Consider the following 26205-nt stretch of genomic DNA (forward strand, 5'->3'; position numbering starts at 1 on the left):
CTTTCAAGAGGGTATTTAGTTTTGCCGCGAGTGTCGAGATGCAGGTGCAGCAAGACCTGGGCATATCCCCGCTCAGACCAAGAAAAACCGCCCGGGGCCTATTTTTCACGCAGCGCCGCCCCTGTCCGCGCTTCCGGGCACGCTCGGGGCCCCGCCCTGCCGAAAGCCCATCGCTCAAAGGGCCGCGAGCCGGAGAGACAGGAAAATTATTGCGGTAACATTCCCGCACCCGACCGGCGAGACGCCTGACACGCAGCCATGCCGCAACGCAGCATAAGTGGGCGCCACATTGCTGAGGAACAGGGTCCCTTCCCCGCCCTCAAGGAGCCCACGACGCACAAGCCCTAGACAGCCCCCCCCCGGGGGCCTGCTTTTTGGCAGAAAACCGCTGCCGCGCCAGCTTTATTGCTTGGCACCCCCCCGCCATAGACCTAACCATTCAGGGAATTAGTCTGTAATCGCCGAGTTCGCATGTGATAGCGTACGGAAACTGAAGCGGGATCCCCAGCCGCCACCCTAACGTGCAAAGTCCATCATGCAGACGCCCTGGAACGTTCCGGGCACTTCACCTTCCATATAAGTTTTTTCATGAATCGTTCCATCTCAAATCTTTCCCCCAACAGCACAACCAAGTCACATGAAGAGACAGCCGGCGACGAAGTGGTTGACTTGGCTTCGCTTTTCAACACCCTCTGGCGTGGCAAGTGGCTGATCACCACCGTGTGCATAGCAAGCGTGCTTGTTGGCGTTTACTATGCCTATGCAGTCGCTCGACCAGAATTTACGGCAAGCTCGGTTGTCATTCTTGACACGAACCAAGAACAGGTCGTCGACCTTGGCAGCATATTTCCGGGCATGAGCAGTGACGATACTGCCATCAACTCCGAAGTTGAAGTGATGCGCAGCCGGGTCCTAATCGGTCGGGTGGTCGATCAACTCGACCTAACGAGCAACCCCGAATTCAACAGCGCTTTATTACCGCCGTCCTTGGTATCTAGGCTGAAGCTCCGCGTGATTGACATGCTCAGCGGACCGGACCTAGCTAGTGAGCTCACCGAAGAAGAGACTGCGGAACGTGCTCGAGACCGCGCGATCAATACCGTACTGAACAAGATCGTCATCCGAAACCTGCCCAGCACCCTCGTCTTCGAGGTCCGCGCGACGACCTTCAGCCCGACTATGTCCGCGGCCCTGCCCGAGGCCATAGTGCAGACCTACATCAACGACCAGCTCCAGGTAAAACTGGACCAGATGGACGAGGCCACCAACTGGCTTTCCGAGCGCGTCGCAGAACTGCAAACCCAGCTTGAAGAGGCAGAGGTGCGTGTCAACGCGTTCAACGCCAGTACCGATCTTGTCAATCCGGAAATGCTGTTGGCCAGCGAACGCCAACTCAAGGAAGTGCGCACCCGGATCGAGGACGCCAAGACCACTGTCGCCGCCCTGACCGAGCGCCAGGAGCAGGAAGCCTCGGCCACCACCTACGCCGAGAAGGCCGAGCTTTTCAACGACGCCCAGCTAAGGGGCTTCCTGCCCAGGATCGACGAGCCCGCCATCGCCCAGGCCTTCGATACGCGCTATGCCCAGCTGGTCACCCGCGACCAGTCCGAGCTTCTGCGCGCCCAGAACCAGCTTGCCGTGCTGCAGAATTCCGAGAAGAGTCTGTCCCAGCAGATAGAAACGCAGAACGCCGACCTGATCCAGCTGCAACAGCTGACCCGCGAAGCCGAAGCCACCCGGCTGCTCTACGAACACTTCCTGACCCGCCTGAAAGAAACCTCGGCGCAGCAGGGCATCCAGAGCGCCGACAGCCGCCTGCTGTCACATGCAGTCCAGCCCCTAATGCCCTCGGCGCCGCGCAAGTCCGTCATTGTCGCCATGGCAGCGATCCTCGGTTTCATGCTGAGCAGCGCCATTGTCCTGATCCGCGAGATCCGCCAGAACACTTTCCGCATGGCGCAGGATCTCGAGCGCAAGACCGGCTACACCGTCATGGGCCAGATCCCGCTTCTGCCGGCCCGTGCCCGCCGGGACGTGCTTCAGTACCTCGTCGACAAGCCGGCTTCCTCGGGGGCCGAGGCCGTCCGCAACCTGCGGACCTCGGTGCTGCTCTCAAATGTCGCCAACCCGCCGCAGATCATCGGGACCAGCTCCTCGGTACCCGGCGAGGGCAAGACGACCATGTCGCTCTCCCTGGCCCAGAACTTCACCGGCATGGGAAAGAAGGTCCTGATCATCGAGGGCGACATCCGTCGCCGGGTCTTCGGCCAGTACCTCAACAGCACCCAGCAAGAGGGGCTGATCACCGTGCTGAATGGCAAAAAGACGCTGGAAGAGGTCATCCTGACGGACGATCGCGTGGGCCACGGCACCGATATCCTAATCGGCGAGAATTCTTCGGTCAACGCGGCCGACCTGTTCTCCTCCGCCGCCTTCAGCAAGCTGATCGCGGAAGTGCGGGAAAAATACGACACAATCATCATCGACACCCCGCCGGTGCTGGTCGTGCCGGATGCCCGCATCGTCGCGCAGCATGTCGATGCCATGCTCTTCGTCGTCGCTTGGGACCGCACCCCCAAGAGCCAGGTCACGGCCGCGCTGCACATGTTCGAGGCCTCCGGCCAGAAGATCAGCGGGCTAGTGCTGAACCAGATCAACCCTAAGGGCATGCGCAACTACGGCTACGGCGGCAAATACGGCGGCTATGGCGCCTACGGCTCCTATGGCGGCAAGTACTACGAGAACTGATCGCCCGCTACTCTCCCCCAGCCACGCGGGGCTGCCTTCCGGACCGCGCCGGGCCTCTGAACGGGGCCCTTGGCCATGCTGCTGAAAGTTGCGCCGCTCTTGACGCCTTGCGCGGCCTTGGCGGCAGGCCGAGGCTTGCAGAGCGTACCCCCGCGATGGATAAGAACCAGAGGCGCCGGCACAGGCGCGGGGCGGTTTCGCCCGGCAGGGTTTGCCTTGCACCAATTTTACGATGGCCCAAATTTACGGGCCGGTTTTCGATTGGAGATCATTTTGGATTACGAGAAGCTGACAACCGTGATGCGGACACTTGCCCTGGAAGCCGGCGCGAAGATCATGGAGATCTACGATGCCGACGATTTTGAGGTGAAGACCAAGTCCGACGAAAGCCCGGTCACCGCCGCTGACGAGGCCGCCGATGCGCTGATCTCGGGGGGGCTGCGCACGGCCTTCCCGGATGTGCTGCTGGTGACCGAGGAACAGGCGGCCACGCACGAGGAAAGTGCCGCCACCTTCCTGATCGTCGACCCGCTCGACGGCACCAAGGAATTCATCAACCGTCGCGGCGATTTCACCGTCAACATCGCGCTGGTGGAAAACGGCACGCCGACCCGTGGCGTGGTCTATGCCCCGGCGCGCGACCGCATGTTCTATACGCTGGAGGATGGCTCCTCGGTCGAGGAACTCGGCCCCTTCGGCGAGACCGCCGGAGAGCTCAAGCCGATCCGCGTCGCCGCCAGCGACAACAGCGCGCTGATGGTCGTGGCCTCCAAAAGCCACCGCGACCAGGCGACCGACGACTACATCGGCAAGTATGCCGTGAAGGACATGAAGAGCGCGGGCTCCTCGCTGAAGTTCTGCCTGGTGGCCACCGGCGAGGCGGATCTCTACCCGCGCGTCGGGCGCACGATGGAATGGGACACCGCGGCCGGCCATGCCGTTCTGCAGGGCGCCGGCGGCAAGGTGGTGCGTTTCGACGACCTCTCCCCGCTGGTCTACGGCAAGGAAGGCTATGCGAACCCGTTCTTCATCGCCTATGCTCCGGCCGTCGACCTGAAAGAGGCCTGAGCGCAAGCCCCATGGCGCATATGACTGCTGATCCCGGACTTCGCGGTCCGGGAGACCTGCCGGACTCGTCCCGCCACCACCAGCCGGAGGGTCCGGATGTCCTTTCTTGACCTCGGACCGACCGGGCAGGCCGCGCTGTGCCTGCTGGTCGTGCTGGCCATGTTCGTCATGTTCGTGCGCGAGACCTACCCGACCGAGGTGGTGGCGCTGGCGGGCGTGTCGCTGATGCTGATGCTGGGGCTGCTGCCCTACGACCTGGCGCTCTCGGTGCTGTCCAACCCGGCGCCCTGGACCATCGCGGCGATGTTCATCGTCATGGGCGCGCTGGTGCGGACCGGCGCGCTGGAAGCCTTCACGCAGATGGTCTCGACCCAGACGGTGAAGCGGCCGCGCTTCGCCTTGGGCATGATGTTCGCCTTCGTGCTGGTCTCCTCGGCCATCGTGTCGAACACGCCGGTCGTCGTGGTGATGATCCCGATCTTCGTGCAGATGGCCCGGGTGCTCGGGCTGTCGCCCTCCAAGCTGCTGATCCCGCTCAGCTACGCGGCGATCATGGGCGGCACGCTGACCCTGATCGGCACCTCGACCAACCTGCTGGTAGACGGCGTCGCCCGGCGCCAGGGGCTGGAGCCCTTCTCGATCTTCGAGGTCACGCCGGTCGGCATCATCGTCGTGGCCTGGGGCATGTTCTACCTCTGGGCCGTGGGCCGCTGGCTGCTGCCGGAACGCGATTCCATGGCCTCGATGCTGACCTCGCGCTCGAAGATGAAGTTCTTCACCGAGGCCGTGGTGCCCCCCGACAGCAACCTGATTGGGCGCGAGGTGACCGGCGTGCAGCTGTTCAAGCGCGACGGGGTGCGGCTGGTCGACGTGGTGCGCGGCGACGACAGCCTGCGGCACAACCTCAAGGGCGTGGAGCTGCAGGTCGGCGACCGGGTGGTGCTGCGCACCGAGATGACCGAGCTGCTGAGCCTGCAGAGCAACAAGAGCCTCAAGCGCGTCGACCAGGTCAGCGCGGTAGAGACCACCACCGTCGAGGTGCTGATCACGCCCGGCTGCAAGATGGTCGGGCACCGGCTGGGCTCGATGCGGCTGCGGCGGCGCTACGGGGTCTACCCGCTGGCGGCGCACCGGCGGAACCAGAACATCGGCCAGCAGCTCGACCAGCTGGTGGTGCGGGTGGGCGACACGCTGCTGCTGGAAGGCGCGCCGGCCGATATCAAGCGGCTGGCCAACGACATGGACATGGTCGACGTCAGCCACCCCAGCGAACGCGGCTACCGGCGCAGCCATGCGCCCATTGCCATCGGCGGGCTGCTGGCCATCGTGGCGCTGGCGGGCTTCGGCGTGGCGCCGATCCTGATGCTGTCGGTGCTGGCGGTGGCCCTGGTGCTGGTGACGCGCTGCATCGACGCGGACGAGGCCTTCGGCTTCGTCGACGGGCGGCTGCTGGCGCTGATCTTCTCGATGCTGGCGATCGGCGCGGCGCTGGAACACACCGGGGCCGTGTCGCTGATCGTGCAGGGGCTGACGCCGCTGATGGCGAACCTGCCCGGCTTCCTGGTGATCTGGGCGATCTACCTGCTGACCTCGGTGCTGACCGAGCTGGTGTCCAACAATGCCGTGGCGGTGGTGGTGACCCCGATCGCGGTCGGGCTGGCCCAGGCCATGGGGATCGACCCGCGCCCGCTGGTCATCGCGGTGATGATCGCCGCCTCGGCCAGCTTCGCCACGCCGATCGGCTACCAGACCAACACGCTGGTCTACGGGCCGGGGGGCTACAAGTTCACCGACTTCCTGCGCATCGGCATCCCGCTGAACCTGTCCATGGGGCTGATCGTCAGCGCCGCGATCTCGCTGCGCTGGCCGCTTGGCTGAGAACGATTTGTCTGATCCCCGCGGGCCACGGCCACGCAAGGCCGTCCCCCCGGGATCACGCGCGAAGGCTCACGCCCGCAGGAAGGCGACCTCGTCCTGCGTGACATGGGCAGCGGTCAGCACACCGGTCGCATAGGCCCCGGTATCGGTATTGATCCGGCCCGCCTCGGAGGCGGCCTCGTCGACGACCGTGTGCCCATGCACCACCCAGGTGCCATCCTCGCGCGGGGTGGTCATGAAGGCCGGGTGCCCCCAGACCAGGGTCTGTTCATCCTGGTCCTCGAGCGGCAGCGCAGGATCCGCCCCCGCATGGAGCACGGCCACGTTGCCGGTCTGCCAGAGGGTCGGCAGTTCGCGCAGCCAGGTCTCGAGCTTGTCGCCCATGGCCAGGCGCAGCATGTCGCGGACCTCGTTCCACGTCTCCTCGGAGGCGGACTCCGAGGCCGCGCCGACGCGGAAGCTGGCCATGGTCTGCAGCCCGCCGTAGCGCATCCAGCGCGGCCCCGAGCGGGCCGGCGCATCGAGGAAGTTCAGCAGCATGTCCTCGTGGTTGCCCTTCAGGCAGATCACCTTCTGCGGCTCCGCGGACTGCATCTCGTGCAGGCGGCGCAGCACCTGTGCGCTTTCCTCGCCGCGGTCGATGTAATCGCCCACGAAGACCTGCCGGATGCCCGGCGCCCTGTCCTGCATCAGCGGCAGCAATCGCGCGAGCAGATCGTCGCGGCCATGGATGTCTCCTATGGCGAAAAACGGCTCGTCCGGGGTCAACGGAGCGGAAAATGTGGGTTTTGAGGTACGGAAGCGTTTGAAGAATCTCATGGCCACGGGATAGGCCATTTATTCAAGCCTGTCATGTCTGCCAGAAAAGAAGCCTAGACGGCGGATTCTTGAATATCAGCGAAAGCCGAGGCCTCCACGGGGGTGGCCCTGACCGGCAAACTACGGCTATGTCATGCCAACAAGACTTCACGAGGGACCGGAACTGAAATGAGACGCAGAGGAGGGCGGGGGAACCTGGGCCGTTGTGCATGTGCGGCCGCTCTCGGGATGATGATGACCCCTGCCCATGGGCAGGAGGGAAGCGGCATGCAGGCCCTGCCGGCCCTGGGCTTCTACGGCACGCCGGGCCTGATCGACATGCCGACCGCCTACCCGATGCCGGATGGCGAGGTCTCGCTGAGCACCGACTATTTCGCCGACATGGCGCGACTGGCTTTGACCTTCCAGATTACCCCGCGGCTGAGCGGCAGTTTCCGATATGCCCTGATCGACGATTTCCGGGCTTCGGGCGGCAGCTATTTCGACCGCAGCTTCGACCTCGACTACGTGCTGGCCATGGAAGGCCCCACGACTCCGGGCCTCAAGATCGGGCTGAGGGATTTCGGCGGTACCGGGATCTATGCCAGCGAATATCTTGTCGCCTCCAAGACCTTCGACACCTTCCAGGCCTCGCTCGGGCTGGGCTGGGGCCGCCTGGGCAGCTACAACGGCTTCAGCAATCCGCTCGGGTTCCTCGGGGACCGGTTCGACGACCGGGGCGGCATCTCGGGTTTCGACGAGACGGGCCAGGTGGATTTCGGACAGTGGTTCAGCGGTCCCGCCGCGGTCTTCGGGGGGCTGCAGTACCGCCCGAACGACCAGGTCGTGCTGTCCATGGAATATTCCTCGGATGCCTATGTCACGGAAAGCGAACGGACCGGGTTCGAGCACAACTCCCCGATCAACGTCGCCGCGACCTATCGCTTCCGCAACGGCGTCGATCTTTCGGCGGCCTATCTCTACGGCTCCTATGCCGGGGTGCTGCTCAGCTACCATTTCAACCCGAAGGCCCCGCCGGGTCCGGCCGGTGGCCGCGAAGGGCCCGGGCCGCAGGTGGTGCCGCGTAGCGCCGCGGCGCTCGGCTGGGACAGCGCGCAGCTGGCGGACGCCCCGGTGGAGGACAGCCTGTCCGCCGACCTCGGCCTCTCGACCAGCGGCGGCGGCCAGGCCGCGCAGGGGCTGGAAGGCGCCGTGTCCCGCAGCCTGGCCGGCCAAGGGATCGAGATGCTGGCGTTCGAACGCGAGAGCGGATCGTCAGTCCGGATCTGGCTGCGCAACAACCGCTGGCAGAGCGAGGCCCAGGCCCTCGGACGCGCCGGGCGCGCGCTGACCGCCGTGCTGCCGCCCGAGGTCGATACCATGGTGCTGATTCCCACGCGCGACGGTATCGCCCTCTCTGCGGTGACGCTGCGCCGGTCGGACCTGGAAGAGCTAGAAGAGGACCTCGACGGCAGCTGGAAGACCTTTGCGCGCGCCCAAGTGGTCGATGCCGCGCAATACCCGATGCCGCGCGACTATTTCCCGCGCTACGGCTTCGGGGTCGGCCTTTACGGCGGGCCCACCCTGTCCAACCCCGACAGCCTGCTGGCCGAGGCCGGGCTGCGCTTTGATGCCTCCTACACACTGCTGCCCGGCTTCAGCCTGTCGACCCAGATCCGCCAGCCCGTCCTGCGCACCGGCAGCGGCGAGAGCCCCACGGGGACCTCCTCCAAGATCGCCCCGGTCCGCTCGGATGCCGGGCTTTTCGAAGACAGCATGGATCCCGAGATCACCGAGCTGAAGGCGGATTACTTCTTCCGCCCGGGCGTGGACCTCTACGGGCGCCTCTCCATGGGCTACCTTGAAAAGATGTACGGCGGCCTTTCCGGCGAGGTCCTGTGGAAACCCGTCGCCAGTCCGCTCGCCCTGGGGCTGGAACTGAACTACGCCCAGAAACGCGACCCCGACAGCCTCCTGGGGATAGGGGATTACGATACGATGACGGGCTATGCCTCGGCCTATTACGATTTCGGCGGCGGCTACATGGGCCGCGTCGATGCCGGGCGCTACCTTGCGCAGGACTGGGGGACAACCGTGGCGCTGGACCGCGAATTCGGCAACGGCTTTCTGCTCGGCGCCTATTTCACCCTGACCGATGTCCCCTTCGATGATTTCGGCGAAGGCTCCTTCGACAAGGGCATCCGCTTCTCCATCCCGCTGACCTGGCTGACAGGCGAACCCTCACGCCGGACGGCCAGCACCACCTGGCGTCCGATCAACGGCGACGGCGGTGCAAGGATGCAGATCTCCAACCGACTCTACAACGAAGTTCGCAGCGGGCATCTGCAGGAGCTCCGGGATGGCTGGGGGAGGTTCTGGAGATGAGCCGTCCCTTCGCCCTTCCCGCCGTGCCCCTCCTCGCCGGTCTTGCCCTTGCCATGGTGCTGTCCGGCTGTGCCTCGGATGGAGAACCCCAGCGGGTCACGCGGGAGGTCGCCGCACGGATCTTCCCGGGCGTGCGCGCCAGCCTGGTGCCCACGCCGCGCTACGTCGCGCTCGAGCAGGTCGGCCGGCCGGCCATGACCGTGATGGACGAGCAGAGCGGCACCAGCTCCATCCTGCGCCGGCTGAGCCTGTCGCAGGACGGCCTGGAAACCTGGCTCGCCCCGGATGGGGCGAGCTTCGCCTTCCGCTCCGGTGTGCTGGTCGCGACGCGCGGCGCCGGCGACACGCTGATGGCGGCGGATGTCTCGGAACTGCTGTCGATGTTGTCACGCCAAGCGGGGGGCACTGCCAAGCGCTTTCACTCGGCCCTTAAAGGCAACAATGCTCTGGACACGACCAGCTATGTCTGCACCGTCAGTTTCCAAGCGACAGAAGGCGGACGCCAGGCAATCGAGGATTGTACCGGTGTGGACGTGGCATTCACTAACACCTACCGCATGGCCCCCACCGGCGCGGTCCTGGCCTCGCGCCAAGTCCCGGTGCCCGGCGGATCCCATTTCAGCTTCGGGGGGGCCGGCCAATGACCCTGCCCGAAGCCATGACCACTCATAGAACACCCGGGGCCGCCTCTAGCGCCCATGGGTCAAAGTCTTTTCAGCTCCGAGAGGAAAAACCGTAATGCGAGCCCTCTTTTCCATTCTGTTTGCTGTGTTCACCTTGACGGGCTGCGGGGTCATTTATCACAGCCCGTCCGTCAACAGCGTGAGCCGCGGCGACAGCAAGGTCCGCGTGATCCCGATGACCGCACAGAACATCATGGTGGCCAATCGCGCGTCCTATCACCCCAAGACGCTTCCGGCGATCTTCTCCCAGACCGCCGGAACCGGCAGGGGCATGCGGGGCGTGGGCGCAGGGCCCGAGCCGGCGCTGGACCAGCTGACCCGCCCCGTCGGCCTGGAAACCCGCATTCCCCCTGCCGTGCAACCGGGGCCCTACCGGATCGGCGTGGGCGACGTGGTGCTGCTGGCTACCCCCCAGACGGGCAATACCGTCGAGCAGCTGTCCGGCCTGCTGGCGGCACAGAATTCGCGCCAAGGCTACACGGTGCAGGATGACGGCGCGATCGCGATCCCGAACGTCGGGCGGGTGAATGTCTCCGGCATGACGCTGGAAGAAGCCGAAGCCACCCTGTTCCAGCGCCTGGTCGAGAACCAGATCGACCCCACCTTCAGCCTGGAAATCGCCGAGTTCCATTCCAAGCGGGTGTCCGTCGGCGGCGCCGTCGCCAATCCCACCGTGGTTCCGGTGACCCTGACCCCGCGGTACCTCGACGAGGTGCTGACCGCGGCGGGCGGCGTCACGACGACGGACCTGGATTATGCCAGCATACGGATCTACCGGGATGGCACCCTTTACCAGATCCCGCTGACCGAGCTCTATTCCAATGCCAGCCTGCAGCGGATCCAGCTGGTCGATGGCGACAGCGTCTTTGTCGACACGACCTATGACCTCGACTTGGCACAGGCCTACTTCACCGAGCAGATCCGCTTGGCCGAGTATCGCCAGGACGCGCGCGTCTCCGCGCTCAATGAGCTGACTGCGGAGGTCAACCTGCGCCGCGCCAACCTGGACGAGGCCCGCGAGAACTACATGACCCGCCTCGACCTGGACTCGGTCGATCGCGATTACGTCTACCTCTCGGGCGAGGTGAAGACCCAGTCGCGCTACGCCCTGCCCTTCGACAAGGTCGCGAGCCTCGCCGATGCGCTCTATGACAACGGCGCGGGCGTCCCGACCCGCACCGGGGATGTCAGCCAGATCTACGTGCTGCGCGGCTCGGACGACCCGCGCGAGTTCTCGGCCATCACCGCCTGGCGCCTTGATGCACGCAACGCCACGAACCTGATCATGGCGACCCGGTTCGAACTGCGGCCCAACGACATCATCTTCGTGGCCGAGCAGCCGGTGACCAAGTGGAACCGCGTCGTGGACCAGATCGTCCCGTCGCTGCTGACGACAAGCGCGGCATCGGTGATCGAGTGATCCAGAGCCGCTTTGCCCTGCTGAAGCGCAACGGGGCCGGTCATACGCCGGCCCTTGGGTCTCGCTAGAAACTGTGTCTATTCGCGCGGATTGAGATTCTAGGATATGTCTCTGAGTCTGTTGTCCACCTACAATCATTCTGTGGCCTCGCATAGTCCCACTGTCATGTGGAAACTGGCGCCAAGTCGTTTATGGCAGCGGGTTCACGTGGTGTCATTTTTTTCGAGTTGCGGCAATTCGACGATCAACAATGCCGCCTAGACTGGCCCAGTTCGCCTCTGTTGGACAAATCCCGTGAGGTGTCCATCTCGTGAACTCAGCATTTTGGCTGGGATGAATTAGTAACCCCACACCCACAACCCAAAAGACCAGGAACTGGCCAGCCGAAAAGGAAGCGCTGCAGCGCGGTGGCTCGCTGAAGGACTGGGTCGACCTCGGGACATTGCTCCACAATACCCTGCCGGGCAAAAGATGGCACCGGGAACAAGGTCGATTGCGAGGACGAGTGGCATGCCAGTAAGCAATGTGGTTCAAAACGGTGGCTCTGCCGCAAGAACCACTTCGGGATCCGCGAGGACACGCTCGAGATCCGAACCCTTGAGAGTTCACTGGCGAATCCCACTGGTACGAAAGAGCCAGGTGATGGGATAGCGCATCATGGCAGGGGACTTCGACCGGCAAGTTACTGAGCTCCAGATCCGGATCGCAGCGATCGACTGCTACACAGCGCTCGGCATACCCCGTCACGGACGGCTGTGGGATAAATCCGTCCGGGGAAAAGTGAAACTTAGACGCCACTCGATTTATGCAACATGTGTAACCGCCCCTTACGCAATAGGTATGTTCAGAGCTGATCCAGGCGCGCCATCGGGTGCTGACATGTGTCCGGCCTTTGATGGGGCCACCTATATGCCGCGGGCTCGTATAATGTTCGAAGGTCGGGTCCTGTCCAAGAAATGGGGAGTTTCTCACCTTCGGGACATTCACCCAAGACCTGCACGATCCCGCGTGTCCAGCGGCACTCGGATCTGGCCCGGGGGCGACATGAAGAATTGGCCCATCTTCATTTTGATGCAATTGTTGTTTGGGGTCTCGCGGAAGCGGTAACTGTCGCCCCGGATCGTGACCAAGTGACTGTGGTGAAGCAGCCCATCAAGGATCGCCGACGCTACGGCTGCATCGCTGAATACAATTCCCCCTTCACCACTGCGCGGTTTGAGGTGATCAGAATCGCACCGCGCTCGTAGCGCCGGCAGACTAACTGAAAGAACAGTTGCGCCACATCTGGCTCCAGCGGCAGGTGGCCCAGTTCGTCGACGATCAGCAGCTGCGGCCTGGCATAATGCGTAAGCCTTTCCTCAAGGTGGTTCTCGGTCTGCGCCTTTGCAAGATTGGCGACCAGCTCCACCGCGCGAGTGAAGAGCACCGTGTATCCGGCGACGATTGCCGCCCTGCCGAGCCCCACCGCCAAATACGTCTTGCCGACGCCGGGAGGGCCAAGCAGTAACGGAGAATCTCCAATGGCAATGAACCGCCCTGTCGCAAAGACCCCGATCTGTGCATGATCGATTGAGGATTGGGCATCGTCGACGATACGCCCACGCCGGCCGGCGCTGCGCCGATGGCAAGTTACTTCCACACCACCATGCGTGATGCGCACCGTCTGGCTCGTAACCAGCACACGAACCCGCTCGAACAAGCGCCATGGAACCGAATAGGCATTGGTATCCATCTCAACCGCAAAATCCGGTGCAACACGACAGCTTAGTTCCCGCGTCGCCATGAACGATCCACCATGCGGCAGGAGCTCCAAGTGACCGGCTTCCTCGCGCGCAAAGCACAGGTCCGACGCCTACCCGAAAGAGCTATGGATCCGTTAGTCGGCGACCTCTCAAGACCATTGTGCAGATGCACCTCCAGTGCCGCGAAACTCTCGAAGGTGCGCCCCGCCCCTGCATTGTTCTTCACATAGCGGACGACGCAATCGTACTTGCTCTTCGTGCGCGACCTGAAGGGCGCACCAGCCTCGACCTGACCATTCCAAGTGCCGGGCGAAGACGTGAAGCTGTGGGTTCGCCACAACCTCAGGGACTCAAATTAATTCTAATGCAACCAAAAGAGAAACCAACTTTTACAAGCCATCAACACTAACATTGCACACTAAAGAAAGAAAATCGGTAAAAATGTAGCGAACCCATGATGAAAAACATTTCATTTGAATCTTTTTCCGAACTACATACTAGCCTTCAAAACAACATAGGCATAAGCCAAATAGCCAATTTTAAAATAGGCGACCAAATCACGCTGCGAGATTCAAATTCGAAACTGATGTATGTCTCCGCTCATCAAACCGATGCAGACGTCATTATCGATAATCACAAATTCGAATACATGCCAGAAAATGGAACTGTATACACATCCGGACTTGGCACTCAACCAGGGCCCGATTTTGACAACAGTGCCGTGATCTCCAAGCTGATGCAGATGGTGCAGTCAGGCAGGGCTGAGAAAGTAATATTTGACCATGATGAGCAAATTTATTTCTCCGAAACCATATTCTGGCAATCAAACGCAGAATACTTATTCGAAGGCGGCCTTAGGTATACCGGGAGCAACACGAACGCAACCATGCTAGGTCAAATAACCAAGCCAGATGTATCGCGTATGCAAGGAGTGGAACAATCCGCTAATTTATTAGGAGAGCTATCAGAAGGCGAATGCCTTGTAAGTATAAAAGGATCTTGGAATTACAAAGAAAGATCCTATACAAACCCCGCTAACTATTCCCCCAAAGCAGGAGACTTAGTCTTCGTCTGCACAACCGACAACCTTTCATATGACGAAAAAAGAGCCGTTCCCACGTACTCAGTTTTGAGAAAGATAGTCTCAGTCACAGACGAAGGCATAGAGCTGGATAAAGGCGTTCCAGGAGACGGCGAGTATTTCATCTCATATGGCACATTAGGCCATAGTAAAGTTCCGTACGGTGGCGAGGGGAATACTTATATTGCTGAAAACGTAACCTTAAAAGGTGAAATTTATTCCGACCTCGCAATACCAGTAAACTTCTCGGCAAGCATTAACACCAAAACTGACCTTTATGTGGAGGGAAGATCGCTGGTTTATGGAAACGGCCAAAGAGATAGTAAGGTAGTTGTCTCCGGAAAATTTACTGACAATAATGAGATAAAGATATTCTCCGAGAACTTCGATATAACTATGCGAGGAGAATATGTTGGGGGAGATGCCAAGCACGGTTCAATGATCGCAACCGGCGAAAGAGGATTGTCGGGCACATTTCGAGAAATAGATATTAACGCAGAAAGCTGGAACGGAAGCGGCGATGTACTATTTATCGCCAACGAAAACATCGAGATAATCAGCGCAAATATCATCGCATCTCCACAAAATGCCTTTGTAAGAGTGGGGTCCGCAAGCCCTAGCGTGGCGGCAACTGGTTTAAAAATTGGAACTATGAAAGTTACCTCTCCAACAACAATTTCTGGAAACTACTTCGTCGTTCACGAAACTGTGGAATCGTTCTCCGTCGAGAATTTAGAAATCGAGGGCTCCACCAGCTCAAGAAACGGAGTTTTGATTAGGGGGGGCGGGAGCATTGAAAAAATAGAGCTGTCAGACACTGGACTGAACATTAAACATAATAGCTCAACTTATATCGGCCAACTAATATACTCCAAAATCGAAGCCGCCGAAGAAAAATTTTACAATTTCACGCCGCTCCCCATAGAATTCTTCGCCATAAGTAATAACATTAGCAAATCGATAGTCGGATCTGGTTCCGACAACTACGTTATTGGGAGCCGCGAGAGCGAGCTCATAGAATCCAATGATGGAGATGATACTATTGTCTCTGCCTCGGGTGATGACTTAATCATTTCCGGGTCAGGCGACGACCTAATTTACGGAGGTAGCGGCAATGACCTTATTTTTGGTGGAAGAGGTGATGATATCATTCGTGCAGGTCATGGTCGTGACGTGGTTTTAGGAGACGAAGGAAATGATACTATTTTGGGAGCAAGCGGATTAGACCATTTTTTTGGAGGTCAAGGAGATGATTTTATAAGGGGGTCGTCGTTGTCATCCTCTATTTTTGGAGGGAGTGGGGATGACACTATTAGAGGAAATGGAGGGTTAGACGAACTAGATGGCGGTGGAGGAAATGACTTCATTCATGGCGGATTTCAACCTGATTCAATTTTTGGTGGATCGGGAAACGATAAACTATTTGGTGGTGTTGGATACGATATTCTTTACGGTGGGTCCGGAGATGATGTGCAGTTCGGTGGAGCCAATGCGGATAACTTGCACGGAGAAGACGGTATCGATCGTCTTTTTGGTGAAGACGGGCTTGACCGGATTTTTGGCGGTGCAGAACAGGATTTTATTTTTGGCGGCAATCATGCTGATGCTGTTTTTGGCCAAGCAGGCAATGACTTTCTATACGGCGGCGCGGGTAAAGATCGGGGCTTTGGAGGAATATCTAACGACGCTATTTTTGGCGGCACAGGAAATGACACATTAAGTGGCGGATCTGGATTTGATACCATCTACGGAGGGCCAGGAAATGATGTTTTATTCGGAGGCTACAATGCTGATATTTTTGTTTTCTCAAAAGGGGGAGGCAGAGATAAAATCGCTGACTTTGCTGTCGGAAACAAATATGAGCGCATTGACCTTTCCGGGCTAGACTACGGGACGAATTTTGACGGCATGATGTCGAAAAATGCTGTTCAGTTGCCTGAGGGGGTATTGTTAATTTTCGACAGCAAGAATAGCTTGCTGTTAAGTAATCTTGCGCTCTCTGACTTAACGTCGGAAGACTTTATTTTTTAGGCTATGTAGATGCAAGGTGCATTTGTAGCGCCTTATTGCTTTACCCCGGCCTGAGGCGTGACAGCCCCTTAGCAGGCCAACGTTAAGTTAGGGTGAGGACTCGGTGTAATTTCATAGCCGATAAATATCGATTGCGGCGAGGGCGCTGGCTTCGCATCAGACCTTGGGATGGACTGTTGCGTTAATCTCAGGCTTCCGCCAGCTTTAGGGTTTTGAGGTTGAGCATGCCGCGTCGAACCCCGTTCAAGCACCACCGCTTCCCGAGAAACATCATCCTTTGCGCGGTCCGCTGGTACCTGCGCTATCCGCTGTCTTACCAGGATGTCGTTGATCTGCTAGCCGAGCGCTGCGTGAAGGTTGATCGATCGACGGTCTATCGCTGGGTCCAGAAGTTCGGCCCGGAGCTGACGAAGCGCACCGAGCGTCATCTGCGCCGCGCCAGCGTCGATTGGCACGTGGACGAGAGCTACATCCGCGTCGGCGGCAAGTGGCGCTACCTCTGGCGAGCGATAGATGCGAACGGTCAAATGGTCGACTTTCGTCTGACGGCCCGGCGGGATGCCAAGGCTGCCAACGCCTTTCTAGAAAAGGCAATTGAACGTGTGAGGCTCCACCGGCCAGTGACGATCTGCACAGACAAAGCCCACGCCTACCGGCTTGTGATCCGCGAGATCAATCACCGGTATGATCCGCACTTCGACAGCATTCGGCACATCGACCGAAAGTGGCGAAACAACCTGATCGAAAGCGATCACGCCGCGATGAAGCGTCTCCTGGAATATCGGCAGAGCTTCCGGTCCTTGCGAACTGCCAAAGCGACTCTGAGCGGCATCGAGACAATCCGCACCATCAAGCGCGTCCATGTCTATGACAAACAACCGGGCGTCCACGGCGAAATCGCGTTCATCGCCGGCCTGTTCGAGGCAGCGGCCTGACAAACGGCCACGTGGCCGGCCCGATTCAGCCCGCCCCAACTAATGCAACAGTCCCCGGCAAAGCCGTCGGTCCGCTCAACCAGCTTGCCTAGCTGTTGCATTCAGCTAGGCGCTTCAACTCATCAGAAATCGTGAGTTCTAGCCTCTGGCGGCGTCCCTCTGCCATCGACCGCACCTGATCTGCAAAATCGAGCACATGGCCGGCCAGGTGACGGATCGCCGTCAGATCTTCATCAGCAAAAGGTAGAGGCTGACCCCGCTGCTTGGCTTCGTTCATCCGCTTGGCGATCTGGGTCACGTTGTTCCCAACCTTGTTGAGCGCGCCTTTCATGCTATTCAAAGCCTCGACCAGCTCGGCGTCTGGCAGCGCCATTCCGTTCGTGTTGCGGATCACGTTCCGAAGGGCCTCGCTACGGTTACGTATGCCCGCTGTCTTCATCTTCTCATCGAAAATAGCCAAATCGGCCGGGGAGACACGGCAGACCACGGTTTCGGTTCTGCTGTTCCTCTCCTCCCGGATCTGCCGCATCGTCTCGGCACAGCGATAGATCGTTCGAACCGTAACGCCATATTCGCGCGCCAGGACCGCCGGGCGGACCCCTTCTCTGACCTTCTTTGCAATGCTTTGCCGGGTTGTGTAATCGAGTTTTTTGGCCATTTGTCACAAATGTCATACGTCACTATTTCCTGCCATCTTCACACAACCCAAATCAAGTCTTTTCAGACGAGGGCTCAGAAACGCAGAGTGAAGATCACCCACGCACATAAGCGCCCCCTCAGAGACGCTGAGAGGCCCCTAGTAGGGCCTGCTCAGGTCGGTGGTAGGGGGGGGCTGAATGGGGCCAAGCGCGCAGATCGCGCTGTATGCGCTTCTGAGCGGCTGAAGACGGAGCAAGGATCGCTTAGCATCAGCTAGGGGCTGTCTGCCCCCGCGCCTGGCGGCGCTCCCCCGAGGATACTTTTGGGAAGATGAAGTCAGATCCGATGATCTGGTTCAGTCGCATCCGCTACCTGTTCTAGGATCACAGACGGCACAACACCAATCGCGCGGGCAAGCACCACCAGCTCAACGACGTCGATCCGGCGCTCGCCACTCTCGATCCTAGCAACCAGAGACTGATGGCACTTAAGGCGCTCGGCCATTCCAGCCTGCGTCAGGCCCGCCGCTTTCCGAGCGTCGATCAGCGCCTCGCATAACGCCACATGTCCTGTGCTTCTGATCGTCTTCGCCATGTCGCTGCGCCACCTCTTTCGGCGCAAGCGATAATCTGCTTTTCAGATTATCTAAAAACTGGATAATTCAGTGTATTTTAGACCAGCTCCGAGGAGACGCCCCATGAGCCAGCCCCTTCAGCATTCGATGATCCTGACCAGACTCACAGAAATAGGACAGGCCCTGATGCAGCTGAACAGCTGTGGCTATGTCGAGATCGGTGCCGCCCGGCATCTGGTCGCTGCAGGTCTTGCAGCTCCGGAGCGCATTCGTGTCGAAATCCGGCACCTCCCTTCTTGGGAGTTCGAGGGCATCGGCCTGACGTTAGAGGGCGACGCTGCCGTTGAAAATCTGGACCAGCAGATGGCACCTATATCGGGATTATCGGACAGTCGCCCTTTCACGACCGGCCCTGAGCTTTCTGATAGCAAGCGGGTTGTGACCTGCGATTATCTGAGCTGCCTTGGCCAAGATGCTCTATCACAACTGGATCGCCAGTTCGCATGGGGTTGGTGCCCTGAGATGCCCAGAGAGCCAACGCAGGTTTTCGAGGTTTCTCTGCCCATGCTCAAGGCATCGCGCCGGAAGATAGCCAGTAGACTTGCCACCAAGATCGGGCCTGTTGATCCTGATTTCGATCAGAAGGGTTTCATGGACGAGTTGTGGGATGACGGCTGATCTGGGTCGGGCCGGAGACCTCCGAGTATCGGAGGCCCGATCCGAGGCTTAGTGTTAATAGTGTTACCTACGGCGTAGTGTTACGGGGGGACTGTTGCGTGTCACCCATCATTACGGCCAAGCAGCGTTCTGCAGAACGATTCGATAGCCGTCCGGGTCTTCGAAGGTGCGGCCGTTGACATCCCAATAGGGGTTGAAGGAAGGCACGGGCTCAAACCCTGCGGCTCGCATCCTCGTCACGCCTTCGCGCCAAGTCTCAGTGTCCGGCAGGTAAAAGACGGTGAGATTGTCCTTGGTCGGTGCGCGTCCAGCCTCGTGTAACTCTAGCCGGGGCTGCCTACTAAAGGCCTTCGGCGAGTAGATCGCCGCGAGAGACCTAGACCGCAAAACCGCCGAAATCCAAATCCGCGTGGCCTGAGCCTGAAGGGGAAAGGGGAAGTCCCGCCTCAAGTCTGCACACTGCCACCCGCCTTTTGGAACACATCCTCCGCCAGGTCGAGCCTGACCCTGATAATATCAGCCATAACCGCTCTCCTGTATGGATCGTTGCAGACCCACCTTGGCACGTTGATCCCGTCGGGCAGCGGTTACATCAACAAAGTGGGTCCTGAGCCTACTGTTCAGTTTTCCCGAGGTGTATGAGACCAACAATTTTCAGCTGTTTGAGAACTGAGGGGAACACCGAGTGCTGTTAATTCCGCTTCAGCAACTACGAGAGTTTGCTGGACCGAATTAGCAGTCTTGGGCAGACAATTCATCCGGGCGAAGCTGTCTATATCGCGTAGCAGGCTTTGAATCCAATCATACTGTGACATTTTTCTATACCCTTGTTGAGTGCCCCTGAAAATTGCTGCTTAAAGGTGAATTATGAGTAAACTAAGCGTACGTCTCAAGACAGCATGTAACTACGATTATTTATGATATATTAAGATTTTTTAGGCAGTAATTGTCATCTCATCGCTCCAGCGCCCTACTGCATTTTGCCACTTCCGCTTCCCTATCTTGTCCGCGACGCTTTTGCTGAATATCTTGCGTTCCTAAACCGGACCGTGCGACTTTCTCCCCATGAAAAAACGCAGGCCCCCAACCCTTTCGGATCTCATCATGTTCGTCGCGGGCTACGCGATGACGGCGCTTGGCTTATGGACCTCGCTGAGGGTGATCTTCTAACGCCCGTCCCTCAATTCCGGTTTTGGAAGATCTCCGCAATGGCGTTCTTGATTACGTGATGTCGACCTAGATTTTATGTCGTTCAGGTAGCTCTGTTTCGCAAATCGGGTGATGGCCGAGGTTCCCCTTTCCCCCGGACGGTCTCATCCCGCGACTTCCGTGACGGGTATGCCGAGCGCGGTGTAACCATTGAGAATAGAGAGGCGGAATTAGAGTTCCGCGACCTGGCGGTCGAAGTCCCGCACCATGAGGCGCTGCATCAGCAGCTTCACACAAAGCACCTTCGCCTCGACGCAGATCCGGCGGGGGTATCAGCTCCATCGTCGCCATAGGGCGCGGCCGAGGTGGTATTTGGAGGTCCGTAGAATTTCGGAACGCGTGGCTCCACTAGGGGTGACGGTCAGCCACGGCTTCGCGGTTTTGCGAGGCGGGATGGCCAAAACATCATCCGGCTCCTTCATCACATTCCTCCACAGACCCTCTGTCCGCGGAAGGTCGCGATTGGTCATCCAGACTTCCCTCTCAGTTTAGCGAGAGGTCCAGTTGCCAGTGTCGTCTGACAGGACATCCATGCCATCGACAGAGCCTCCTGAAAAGGGATCGCACCATCAAACCGTGTGATCAAACACACAATGGTCCGCTACTGGGGCAGGTTGAGCAATCTAGCTGAGGTTTGAGGGGTCATTCGGAGGAGAAACAATTCGAAGATGGTCTTTCTGCTTCGTCTTCCGGATGCTATTTAGAATAAACTCTTTTTCGATTTCTTCGGAAAGGGACCTGATAAAATCCTGTCCCTCTCCAAGAAAATGTCCGGATTTCAGCAGTCCTGTTAGCACCGAAATTGCCTGAGCCGGGCTTATTCCACATTCAATAATCAGTGCACGCAGTGTCTGATGCGTCACATGCCGGTGTGCACGATCAAGGTTCTCGAGCCTTTTAAGCCTACCAATGATGTGCTGCAGGGTGCCTTCAATCGAGCTATTTTCAATTAGCATGTAGGACCTCGGTTGATGGGGCCTAGTAAAATTGGATCAATCGCATTGGAGCCCTTTTCCCGGTTGGGTAGCGTGTCCCTAGGTGCGTCAGCCTTTTCGCAGAAGCGAGCACTGAAAGTGCCCACATTTTAAGGCACTAGTATATTGATCCATCTGAGTATTTTACGGCCAAGCCTTTAATGTGAATGCCCCGACGGGAGTGCGCATTGCAAGAGCTTGATGAGGGGGCGGCTGTTGTAACAGACGATCCAATAACCAATGTACACACATCGCGTGCTGGCTGCTCTCGAAGAGATGTCGATGGATGCGGGGTCTCATGCCCACAGCGCGCTTGCGGATTTGCCAGCCTTGCAAGTGAAAGATCCGCTGCAATGTATTCTTGTTGAAACCAAGTAGCCACGCCACACTGCGATAGCCAAACGAGGGCGTCTCCTCGATCATCTTCTTGATCGGCCCAAAAAAACGCGGATCGACTTTCGGCGCGGCTTTTACCGGCTCGTAATAGCCCCCCGCCGAGGAATGCCGAACCACGCGCATAGCTTGGCGATAGACACAGCAATGCCTTCGACCAAGATGACCTGCTGGATGCAACGGTTCAATTCCCGTCCTACGCATCCAGCGGGGCCTAAATTTTTTCGTGCACACAACTCTAGCATGGCCCCGCCGTAGGCTTTCTGAAAGTCTTTGAACTGTTTCTCGTATTGCTCGCGCAATTTCAAGCGGATTGACACCCTTGGCATTATCGACCCAGCCCTCGATCTCTGAGGGAATGAGATCAAGCGACCGGCTCGCCTCCGAGACCGGCGCCTTGCCCTGAATGATCTCGATCATCAGCCCCGTCTTATGTTTCGCCGTCCACCGTTTGATGCTCTCGTCCATCGTCATACTCATCGCTATGTAGCATGAGCAGAATTTCAGCGGGTCGATACACTGGTTCTGCGCCACAGGGAATCGATACTTCAAATTTGTTTACCGACCATTGCCAACTGTTCCGCTCCCATTTCGAATTCTGTGAGGACCGCCTCGCGGGCAGCTCCGGCGATTAGGCAGCGCGGGCCTTCCGTGCGTTAAGCTTCATCATAGGTGAGGGCGGTATCGCGGCGATCCACGGCCCTCACCACAAAGAAACCTCTTCATTCCATTCCATGCCGTCTGGTAGCCATGACGCGATCCTCTTCGCCTGTTCCTGGCTCGCACTGAGAATGCTGCGCAGGTCATGATCACCACAGAACAGGACTTCAAGCTTCGCAGCCAGGTCGCGGAAGCCGTGGGATCAGTCCCTCCGGGGAAAAGGGAACCTCGGCCATCACCCGATTTGCGAAACAGAGCACTACCCGCGCGTGTTACTAGGCGTTGTTGATGTCGTGGATCCCGTGACCTGCCAATAAACTTTTATCCAGCGCGACCGGAGGCCAACCTTGGAGATCGGATCAGCACCAATCGGATTCCGGTCATGGCTGGATGAAAGAGCAGTGGCAGGTCACCCGCAGACAGTGGGATCACCCGAGGTCGAACCGGGCACGATTTCAAGGATGCGGCTTTCCATCAGGGCCGAAAAATTGTTGTCGGAGATCATGGTTAGAACAATGCACCCCTGCCTTTCCCAGACGGACAGCCCTTCGAAATTACTCCGCCGCAGGCCGCGCTTGACCCAGACGACTTGCCCCGTCTCCAAGGGATCCGACAAGTCGAAGCGGCGAACACGGTTGCCGACCCCCACCCTCAGGGACCGTTCGAGCAGGTAGAAGAAACCGTCCGGACCGAAGTCCGCCCCGACAGGGCGATATCCGGCCTCGAGGGAAATCCGGCGATCCTCGACCCAGTAGTCCGCCCCGGGGTCAAGCCGCCAGAGCGGGAAGTCACGGTCAAGGAAACGCGAATGTTCGGGCATGGTATAAAGCCTGCCGGTCACGTCCAAGGCGAGGGATTCATATTTCTGGTTCGGAGGCAGATCCTTGCTGTCCGGAGGCGCAGGCAAGTTCTCGGCCGAGGCCTGCGGATCAGAGAAATACATGATGTCGCGGTTCTTTTCCGACGAGATCGCAAAGCCGTCGCGGTACCCCATGGTCAGGCCTTCGGCATCCGGCCCTGACACGGGTGGAAACCGCCCGTTGCTGTTGCGCAGCCGCCCCGCATAGTCGATTGTCCAGCCGATCAACACACCATTGTCCAGGCGGAAAAGGCGTCCTGAAAAGAACGTGCCGCGATCCCCGAGTGCCGCGAAGCCCAGACCGTCCGGCGTCATTTCGATCGCTGAAAAGCCGTTCTCTTCCGGCTTCAGGGCTGACAGTTTCAGGTTGGACAACCTGCCGGAAGGCGAGACGATACCCAGATCGTACCCGAAGATGTAGAGGGCCCCCGCGACCAGGACCAGGGCGGCCAGCGCAGTCAGGCGCAGGAAGGATCGTTTACGCATTCAGCGGAATCTCGGCTTGTGCAGGGCATGGTGCAGAAGGGTATCTTCCTGGCGTGACGTCAGGACTGACGGGAATCTTTCGACCAGGCTGGCGGAGACCCGAGATCATCCCTGCCGCTTCTGCAGCCAGGCGCGCAGGTCGCCCAGGAGATCCGCGTCCACTCCGGGACCTTCCAAGCTGATCCGCCTGGCCTTTGCATCGAAGCGCGCGTCGATGGCGCCCTTTGCAGCCGGCGCCTCTGCCCCACGCGCGCCCTGCCCTTCGGTTCGGCTCTTCTCCGGGGCAAGCGCCCTGGTCAGGCAGGCCTGTTCTTCCTGCGCCGTGGCGACAGAGCGCGCCGACAGCGCGCCGAGCAGGGTATCGACCCCTGCCGGATCCTCCAAGCGCTTCGCCAGCTCCAGCCCCAGCCGCTCGCCGATGGCGGTGGGAAAGCGCAACTGCCCGTCCAGCACCTCGACGATCTGGGTGAAACTCTTGATCTTGGAACGTTTCGCGCGCGAAACATTTGCAAAAAGCCCGTTGAGCGCGGCCTTGAGATCCGGGTAGACCCCCTGCTCCACCGCCTTTACGGCAATTCGCGCGCGCTCGTAGTAGCTGAGGCCAACGCGGATCTCATTTTCCTCGACCATGGCGACATAGGCCTCCGAGGCACTCTTCGGGGCGCGGACCAGCGCCAGGACCCGGCCGAACTTCGCATCCTCTTGCGCCAGTCGCCCCAGTGCCGCCAGCCGCCGCCAGCCAGAGATCAACCCGTAGCGCGGGCTCTGCCCCTCGCCCCGGTCCACCACTTCGATGGGGGCTTGCTGCCCCCGCGCCCGCAGGCTCTCGATCAACGCTGAGAGCTCTTCCTCATCGGCGAAGATCCGGTCCCGCACGAGGTGCCCCGTATCGACCTCCGCCAGCGCGAGCACCTGCACCAGCCGCCCCTCGACGCGGGCCTGCCGCATGCTTTCGGCCAACTCGCTCAGCGCGGACTCGGCCGAGGCTTCGCCTGCCACCTGAGCAATCGGCGGCTTGGCCCTTGCGGGACGCCGGGCCACACCCAGGGGATAGCCTTTGGTTTCCAAGTCCTCGGGCAGAAGATCGGCCTTCACCGCCTCTTCCTCCGATGAGAGGAAGCTCGGGTTGGCAGGGGTCAGACGTTTGCGCTTGGCCATGTCCTGGGCCTCCTTTGTCAGTTACGCGCCCGGAGGGCGGATCGGGATGCAGGCTGGTGCAACTGTGTTAAAAGCCCCTTCGGGCTGCGCCCGGTGACCCTCGCGGGAAGGGGGCCTGCCCCCTCGAGCCTGCGGCTCTCACCCCCGAAGTATTTCCGGCCAGATGAAAGGGATCCCCGCGCCCTGCCGGTTTGCGGCTCCGCAGTGTGGCTGGCGATAACGGCACCTCGGGGGAGGTTGTTTCGCACGCGAAACATTCCGGGGATCCAGGCTTCATCTGGCCGGAAATACTTCGGGGGAGTCCCCGGAGGGGACGGGGGCTGGCCCCCTGTCCCGGGCGCCGATTTCATTCCGCCGGCTCCGCAGCTTTCGCGGCTAGTTCGTCACGCCGCCAGGTCGCCAGCAGCAGGCGCTTAAAGGCGGCATAGGTCTGGTCGAAGGTGGCGCGGCCGCGGGCATAGGTCTCGCGGTTGAAGTCGCGGTAATCGGCCTCGTAGATCCCCGAGACCTGTTCGCCCGCCTGCCCGATCAGCGCCGTGAAATCCTGCCGCTCGGGCGCGAGGACCGGGCCGAGGTAGGCCTGCATCAGCGATGCCAACTCGCCCTGCTGGGCGCCTTCATAGCGGGTGATGACCGCCCGGACCGCATCCCATTCGAAAGACAGCTCGGGCTGGCCCAGGGCGCGGGCCGCGACGTTCTCCCCGTCCTCGATCGAGGCGAAGGTCGAATGCAGCATGTCGAAGAAACGCCCGGTGCTGTCGAACTCGAGGAAGCTCGCACCGAGCGGCACCAGCAGGATGTCCGCCGCCGACAGCCCGTTGATCGTCAGGTAGCCGAGGGCCGGGGGCGTATCGAGGAAGATCACGTCGTAATCGTCCAGCACCCCGTCGGCCTCCAGCACCTCTGTCAGCGCATCCCAGAGCTTCCAGCCGCGCGCCTGCATGCGCCAGACCGGGATCTGGAACTCGGACCAGTAGAGGTTCAGCTGCGCCCCGATCAGGTCAATGTTGGGCCAGTGGGTCGGCTTGATGAGATCCCCGGCCTTCACCGAAAGCGCCTCGGACAGCGTGTCGTCCAGCGGCTGGGGCGGGTCGCCGCGGTCCATCCGGCGCTGGTTGTCCTGGCGCAGGTATTCGCCGTAGTGGCGCGCCAGCAGCGGGAAGACGGTCTGCCATTCATCCTCGATTTGCCCGCCGAAGATCGAGGTCATCGAGCCCTGGGAATCCAGGTCGATCACCAGCACCTTGTAGCCGTCGAGGGCGGCGGACATCGCCAGGTGCGCCGCGGTCGAGGTCTTGCCGACGCCGCCCTTGAAGTTCGCCACCGCCACCATCTTGGCCGGCAGCCCCTCGGGGCGGTAGGGCAGGTACTCCTTCGACTTCGACCCTTCGGCCGCGAAATGCGCGCGCAGGCGCAGCACCTCGTCGAGGGTGAACCATTTGGCGCCGCTCTCGGTTTCCGAGCGGCCCTGGGGCAGGTCGGGATTGGCCTTCAGCACGCGGCGGAAATGCGGCGTGGCAACCGGGATGAGGTAGCGGGTGATTTCCCATGTGGAGAAGAGGCGCAGACGTTTTCCCCCGCCTTCCTGCAGGCCCCGGGACGCGAGGTCCGAGCGTCCCCTTGCGCAGGCCTCGGCGATCTCGGCGAAACGCGCACTGGTCGCGGGTGTCCCGAGATCGCGCAGCGCACGGTCAGGGTCTATGTTGAAATAGGGAGGTTGCTCGTCTTTCATCTCTGCCTCCGAGAGGGCTGGAAGGGAATTTTCCAAGAATCTCTGCGTTTCATATGCCCTGTTTTCGACAAGGT

General features: G+C 60.0%; 19 protein-coding genes and 2 pseudogenes. 10 read left to right on the plus strand and 11 right to left on the minus strand.

Annotated elements, in window-relative coordinates; translation table 11 throughout:
* The first annotated feature begins 588 nt into the window (after positions 1-588).
* From HCZ97_RS16180 to HCZ97_RS16190, 3 genes are all read left to right on the plus strand, one after another.
* On the plus strand, positions 589-2748 hold the full coding sequence (locus HCZ97_RS16180; RefSeq protein WP_167689985.1) for a polysaccharide biosynthesis tyrosine autokinase: 2160 nt from the start codon (positions 589-591) through the stop codon (positions 2746-2748).
* 273 nt (positions 2749-3021) lie between these two features.
* Positions 3022-3816, plus strand: coding sequence for a 3'(2'),5'-bisphosphate nucleotidase CysQ (gene cysQ, locus HCZ97_RS16185; protein WP_167689987.1), 795 nt, complete (start codon positions 3022-3024; stop codon positions 3814-3816).
* Between the two features lie 96 nt (positions 3817-3912).
* Positions 3913-5694, plus strand: a complete 1782-nt coding sequence (locus HCZ97_RS16190; RefSeq protein ID WP_167689989.1) for an SLC13 family permease — start codon at positions 3913-3915, stop codon at positions 5692-5694.
* A gap of 69 nt (positions 5695-5763) precedes the next feature.
* Here HCZ97_RS16190 and HCZ97_RS16195 read toward each other — a convergent pair whose 3' ends face one another.
* A complete protein-coding gene (locus HCZ97_RS16195) occupies positions 5764-6513 on the minus strand; it encodes a metallophosphoesterase family protein (protein WP_175581751.1) in 750 nt (249 codons plus the stop codon).
* A gap of 267 nt (positions 6514-6780) precedes the next feature.
* On the opposite strand from HCZ97_RS16195, the gene HCZ97_RS16200 reads away from it, so the two are divergent.
* The 4 genes and pseudogenes from HCZ97_RS16200 to HCZ97_RS16215 all read left to right on the plus strand — a co-directional run.
* Complete coding sequence (locus HCZ97_RS16200; protein WP_167689991.1) at positions 6781-8877, plus strand: YjbH domain-containing protein; 2097 nt, start codon at positions 6781-6783, stop codon at positions 8875-8877.
* Entirely contained in the window at positions 8874-9521 is a 648-nt protein-coding gene (locus tag HCZ97_RS16205) for a YjbF family lipoprotein (protein ID WP_167689993.1), read from the plus strand. The genes HCZ97_RS16200 and HCZ97_RS16205 overlap by 4 nt, the downstream gene beginning before the upstream one ends.
* A 94-nt stretch (positions 9522-9615) precedes the next feature.
* Positions 9616-10980, plus strand: a complete 1365-nt coding sequence (locus HCZ97_RS16210) for a polysaccharide biosynthesis/export family protein (protein ID WP_175581750.1) — start codon at positions 9616-9618, stop codon at positions 10978-10980.
* Positions 10981-11317: 337 nt separating this feature from the next.
* Positions 11318-11721 (plus strand): annotated as a pseudogene (locus tag HCZ97_RS16215) (hypothetical protein); the annotation flags it as partial.
* Between the two features lie 242 nt (positions 11722-11963).
* On the opposite strand, the gene HCZ97_RS20885 reads toward HCZ97_RS16215, so the two are convergent.
* Both HCZ97_RS20885 and HCZ97_RS20765 read right to left on the minus strand, forming a co-directional pair.
* A complete protein-coding gene (locus HCZ97_RS20885; RefSeq protein ID WP_368484387.1) occupies positions 11964-12236 on the minus strand; it encodes an ATP-binding protein in 273 nt (90 codons plus the stop codon).
* Positions 12149-12793 (minus strand): ATP-binding protein, encoded by a 645-nt coding sequence (locus HCZ97_RS20765; RefSeq protein ID WP_303048726.1) that lies wholly within the window; start codon positions 12791-12793, stop codon positions 12149-12151. The genes HCZ97_RS20885 and HCZ97_RS20765 overlap by 88 nt, the downstream gene beginning before the upstream one ends.
* Positions 12794-13176: 383 nt before the next feature.
* On the opposite strand from HCZ97_RS20765, the gene HCZ97_RS16225 reads away from it, so the two are divergent.
* Positions 13177-15834: a calcium-binding protein gene (locus HCZ97_RS16225; RefSeq protein WP_167689995.1), complete on the plus strand. Its 2658-nt coding sequence runs from the start codon at positions 13177-13179 to the stop codon at positions 15832-15834.
* Positions 15835-16058: 224 nt separating this feature from the next.
* The gene (locus HCZ97_RS16230) at positions 16059-16769 is read left to right on the plus strand and encodes an IS6 family transposase (RefSeq protein WP_167689996.1); all 711 of its coding nucleotides are present in this window, start codon (positions 16059-16061) and stop codon (positions 16767-16769) included.
* An 88-nt stretch (positions 16770-16857) separates the two neighbouring features.
* Here the strand turns inward: HCZ97_RS16230 and HCZ97_RS16235 are convergent, their stop codons facing one another.
* Together HCZ97_RS16235 and HCZ97_RS16240 are read right to left on the minus strand one after the other, a co-directional pair.
* Positions 16858-17427: a hypothetical protein gene (locus tag HCZ97_RS16235; protein WP_167689998.1), complete on the minus strand. Its 570-nt coding sequence runs from the start codon at positions 17425-17427 to the stop codon at positions 16858-16860.
* 317 nt (positions 17428-17744) lie between these two features.
* Positions 17745-18002 carry a helix-turn-helix transcriptional regulator gene (locus HCZ97_RS16240; RefSeq protein WP_167690000.1) on the minus strand — a complete coding sequence of 86 codons (258 nt, stop codon included), beginning with the start codon at positions 18000-18002 and terminating at the stop codon, positions 17745-17747.
* A 103-nt stretch (positions 18003-18105) separates the two neighbouring features.
* On the opposite strand from HCZ97_RS16240, the gene HCZ97_RS16245 reads away from it, so the two are divergent.
* Entirely contained in the window at positions 18106-18660 is a 555-nt protein-coding gene (locus tag HCZ97_RS16245; protein WP_167690001.1) for a hypothetical protein, read from the plus strand.
* Between the two features lie 111 nt (positions 18661-18771).
* Here the strand turns inward: HCZ97_RS16245 and HCZ97_RS20890 are convergent, their stop codons facing one another.
* The 6 genes and pseudogenes from HCZ97_RS20890 to HCZ97_RS16275 all read right to left on the minus strand — a co-directional run bounded on the left by HCZ97_RS20890 (position 18772) and on the right by HCZ97_RS16275 (position 26131).
* Positions 18772-19110 (minus strand): VOC family protein, encoded by a 339-nt coding sequence (locus tag HCZ97_RS20890; protein WP_368484386.1) that lies wholly within the window; start codon positions 19108-19110, stop codon positions 18772-18774.
* 863 nt (positions 19111-19973) lie between these two features.
* Positions 19974-20264 (minus strand): annotated as a pseudogene (locus HCZ97_RS16250) (IS5/IS1182 family transposase); the annotation flags it as partial.
* A 723-nt stretch (positions 20265-20987) separates the two neighbouring features.
* The gene (locus tag HCZ97_RS20655) at positions 20988-21704 is read right to left on the minus strand and encodes a hypothetical protein (protein WP_254871572.1); all 717 of its coding nucleotides are present in this window, start codon (positions 21702-21704) and stop codon (positions 20988-20990) included.
* 601 nt (positions 21705-22305) lie between these two features.
* Complete coding sequence (locus tag HCZ97_RS16265; RefSeq protein WP_167690003.1) at positions 22306-23241, minus strand: esterase-like activity of phytase family protein; 936 nt, start codon at positions 23239-23241, stop codon at positions 22306-22308.
* 105 nt (positions 23242-23346) lie between these two features.
* Positions 23347-24399, minus strand: coding sequence for a ParB N-terminal domain-containing protein (locus HCZ97_RS16270; protein WP_167690005.1), 1053 nt, complete (start codon positions 24397-24399; stop codon positions 23347-23349).
* 346 nt (positions 24400-24745) lie between these two features.
* A complete protein-coding gene (locus tag HCZ97_RS16275) occupies positions 24746-26131 on the minus strand; it encodes an AAA family ATPase (RefSeq protein ID WP_167690007.1) in 1386 nt (461 codons plus the stop codon).
* Positions 26132-26205 lie beyond the last annotated feature (74 nt).

This window comes from Pseudooceanicola sp. HF7 (assembly GCF_011806405.1).
Classification (GTDB): domain Bacteria; phylum Pseudomonadota; class Alphaproteobacteria; order Rhodobacterales; family Rhodobacteraceae; genus Pseudooceanicola.

What these genes read in the sequence shown, in the direction of transcription:
- HCZ97_RS16180 (WP_167689985.1), top strand. Translation starts at nt 589, where the DNA reads ATGAATCGTTCCATCTCAAATCTTTCCCCCAACAGCACAACCAAGTCA.
- HCZ97_RS16190 (WP_167689989.1), top strand. Translation starts at nt 3,913, where the DNA reads ATGTCCTTTCTTGACCTCGGACCGACCGGGCAGGCCGCGCTGTGCCTG.
- HCZ97_RS16195 (WP_175581751.1), bottom strand. Translation starts at nt 6,513, where the DNA reads ATGAGATTCTTCAAACGCTTCCGTACCTCAAAACCCACATTTTCCGCT.
- HCZ97_RS16200 (WP_167689991.1), top strand. Translation starts at nt 6,781, where the DNA reads ATGCAGGCCCTGCCGGCCCTGGGCTTCTACGGCACGCCGGGCCTGATC.
- HCZ97_RS16205 (WP_167689993.1), top strand. Translation starts at nt 8,874, where the DNA reads ATGAGCCGTCCCTTCGCCCTTCCCGCCGTGCCCCTCCTCGCCGGTCTT.
- HCZ97_RS16210 (WP_175581750.1), top strand. Translation starts at nt 9,616, where the DNA reads ATGCGAGCCCTCTTTTCCATTCTGTTTGCTGTGTTCACCTTGACGGGC.
- HCZ97_RS16225 (WP_167689995.1), top strand. Translation starts at nt 13,177, where the DNA reads ATGATGAAAAACATTTCATTTGAATCTTTTTCCGAACTACATACTAGC.
- HCZ97_RS16230 (WP_167689996.1), top strand. Translation starts at nt 16,059, where the DNA reads ATGCCGCGTCGAACCCCGTTCAAGCACCACCGCTTCCCGAGAAACATC.
- HCZ97_RS16235 (WP_167689998.1), bottom strand. Translation starts at nt 17,427, where the DNA reads ATGGCCAAAAAACTCGATTACACAACCCGGCAAAGCATTGCAAAGAAG.
- HCZ97_RS16240 (WP_167690000.1), bottom strand. Translation starts at nt 18,002, where the DNA reads ATGGCGAAGACGATCAGAAGCACAGGACATGTGGCGTTATGCGAGGCG.
- HCZ97_RS16245 (WP_167690001.1), top strand. Translation starts at nt 18,106, where the DNA reads ATGAGCCAGCCCCTTCAGCATTCGATGATCCTGACCAGACTCACAGAA.
- HCZ97_RS20655 (WP_254871572.1), bottom strand. Translation starts at nt 21,704, where the DNA reads ATGGACGAGAGCATCAAACGGTGGACGGCGAAACATAAGACGGGGCTG.
- HCZ97_RS16265 (WP_167690003.1), bottom strand. Translation starts at nt 23,241, where the DNA reads ATGCGTAAACGATCCTTCCTGCGCCTGACTGCGCTGGCCGCCCTGGTC.
- HCZ97_RS16270 (WP_167690005.1), bottom strand. Translation starts at nt 24,399, where the DNA reads ATGGCCAAGCGCAAACGTCTGACCCCTGCCAACCCGAGCTTCCTCTCA.
- HCZ97_RS16275 (WP_167690007.1), bottom strand. Translation starts at nt 26,131, where the DNA reads ATGAAAGACGAGCAACCTCCCTATTTCAACATAGACCCTGACCGTGCG.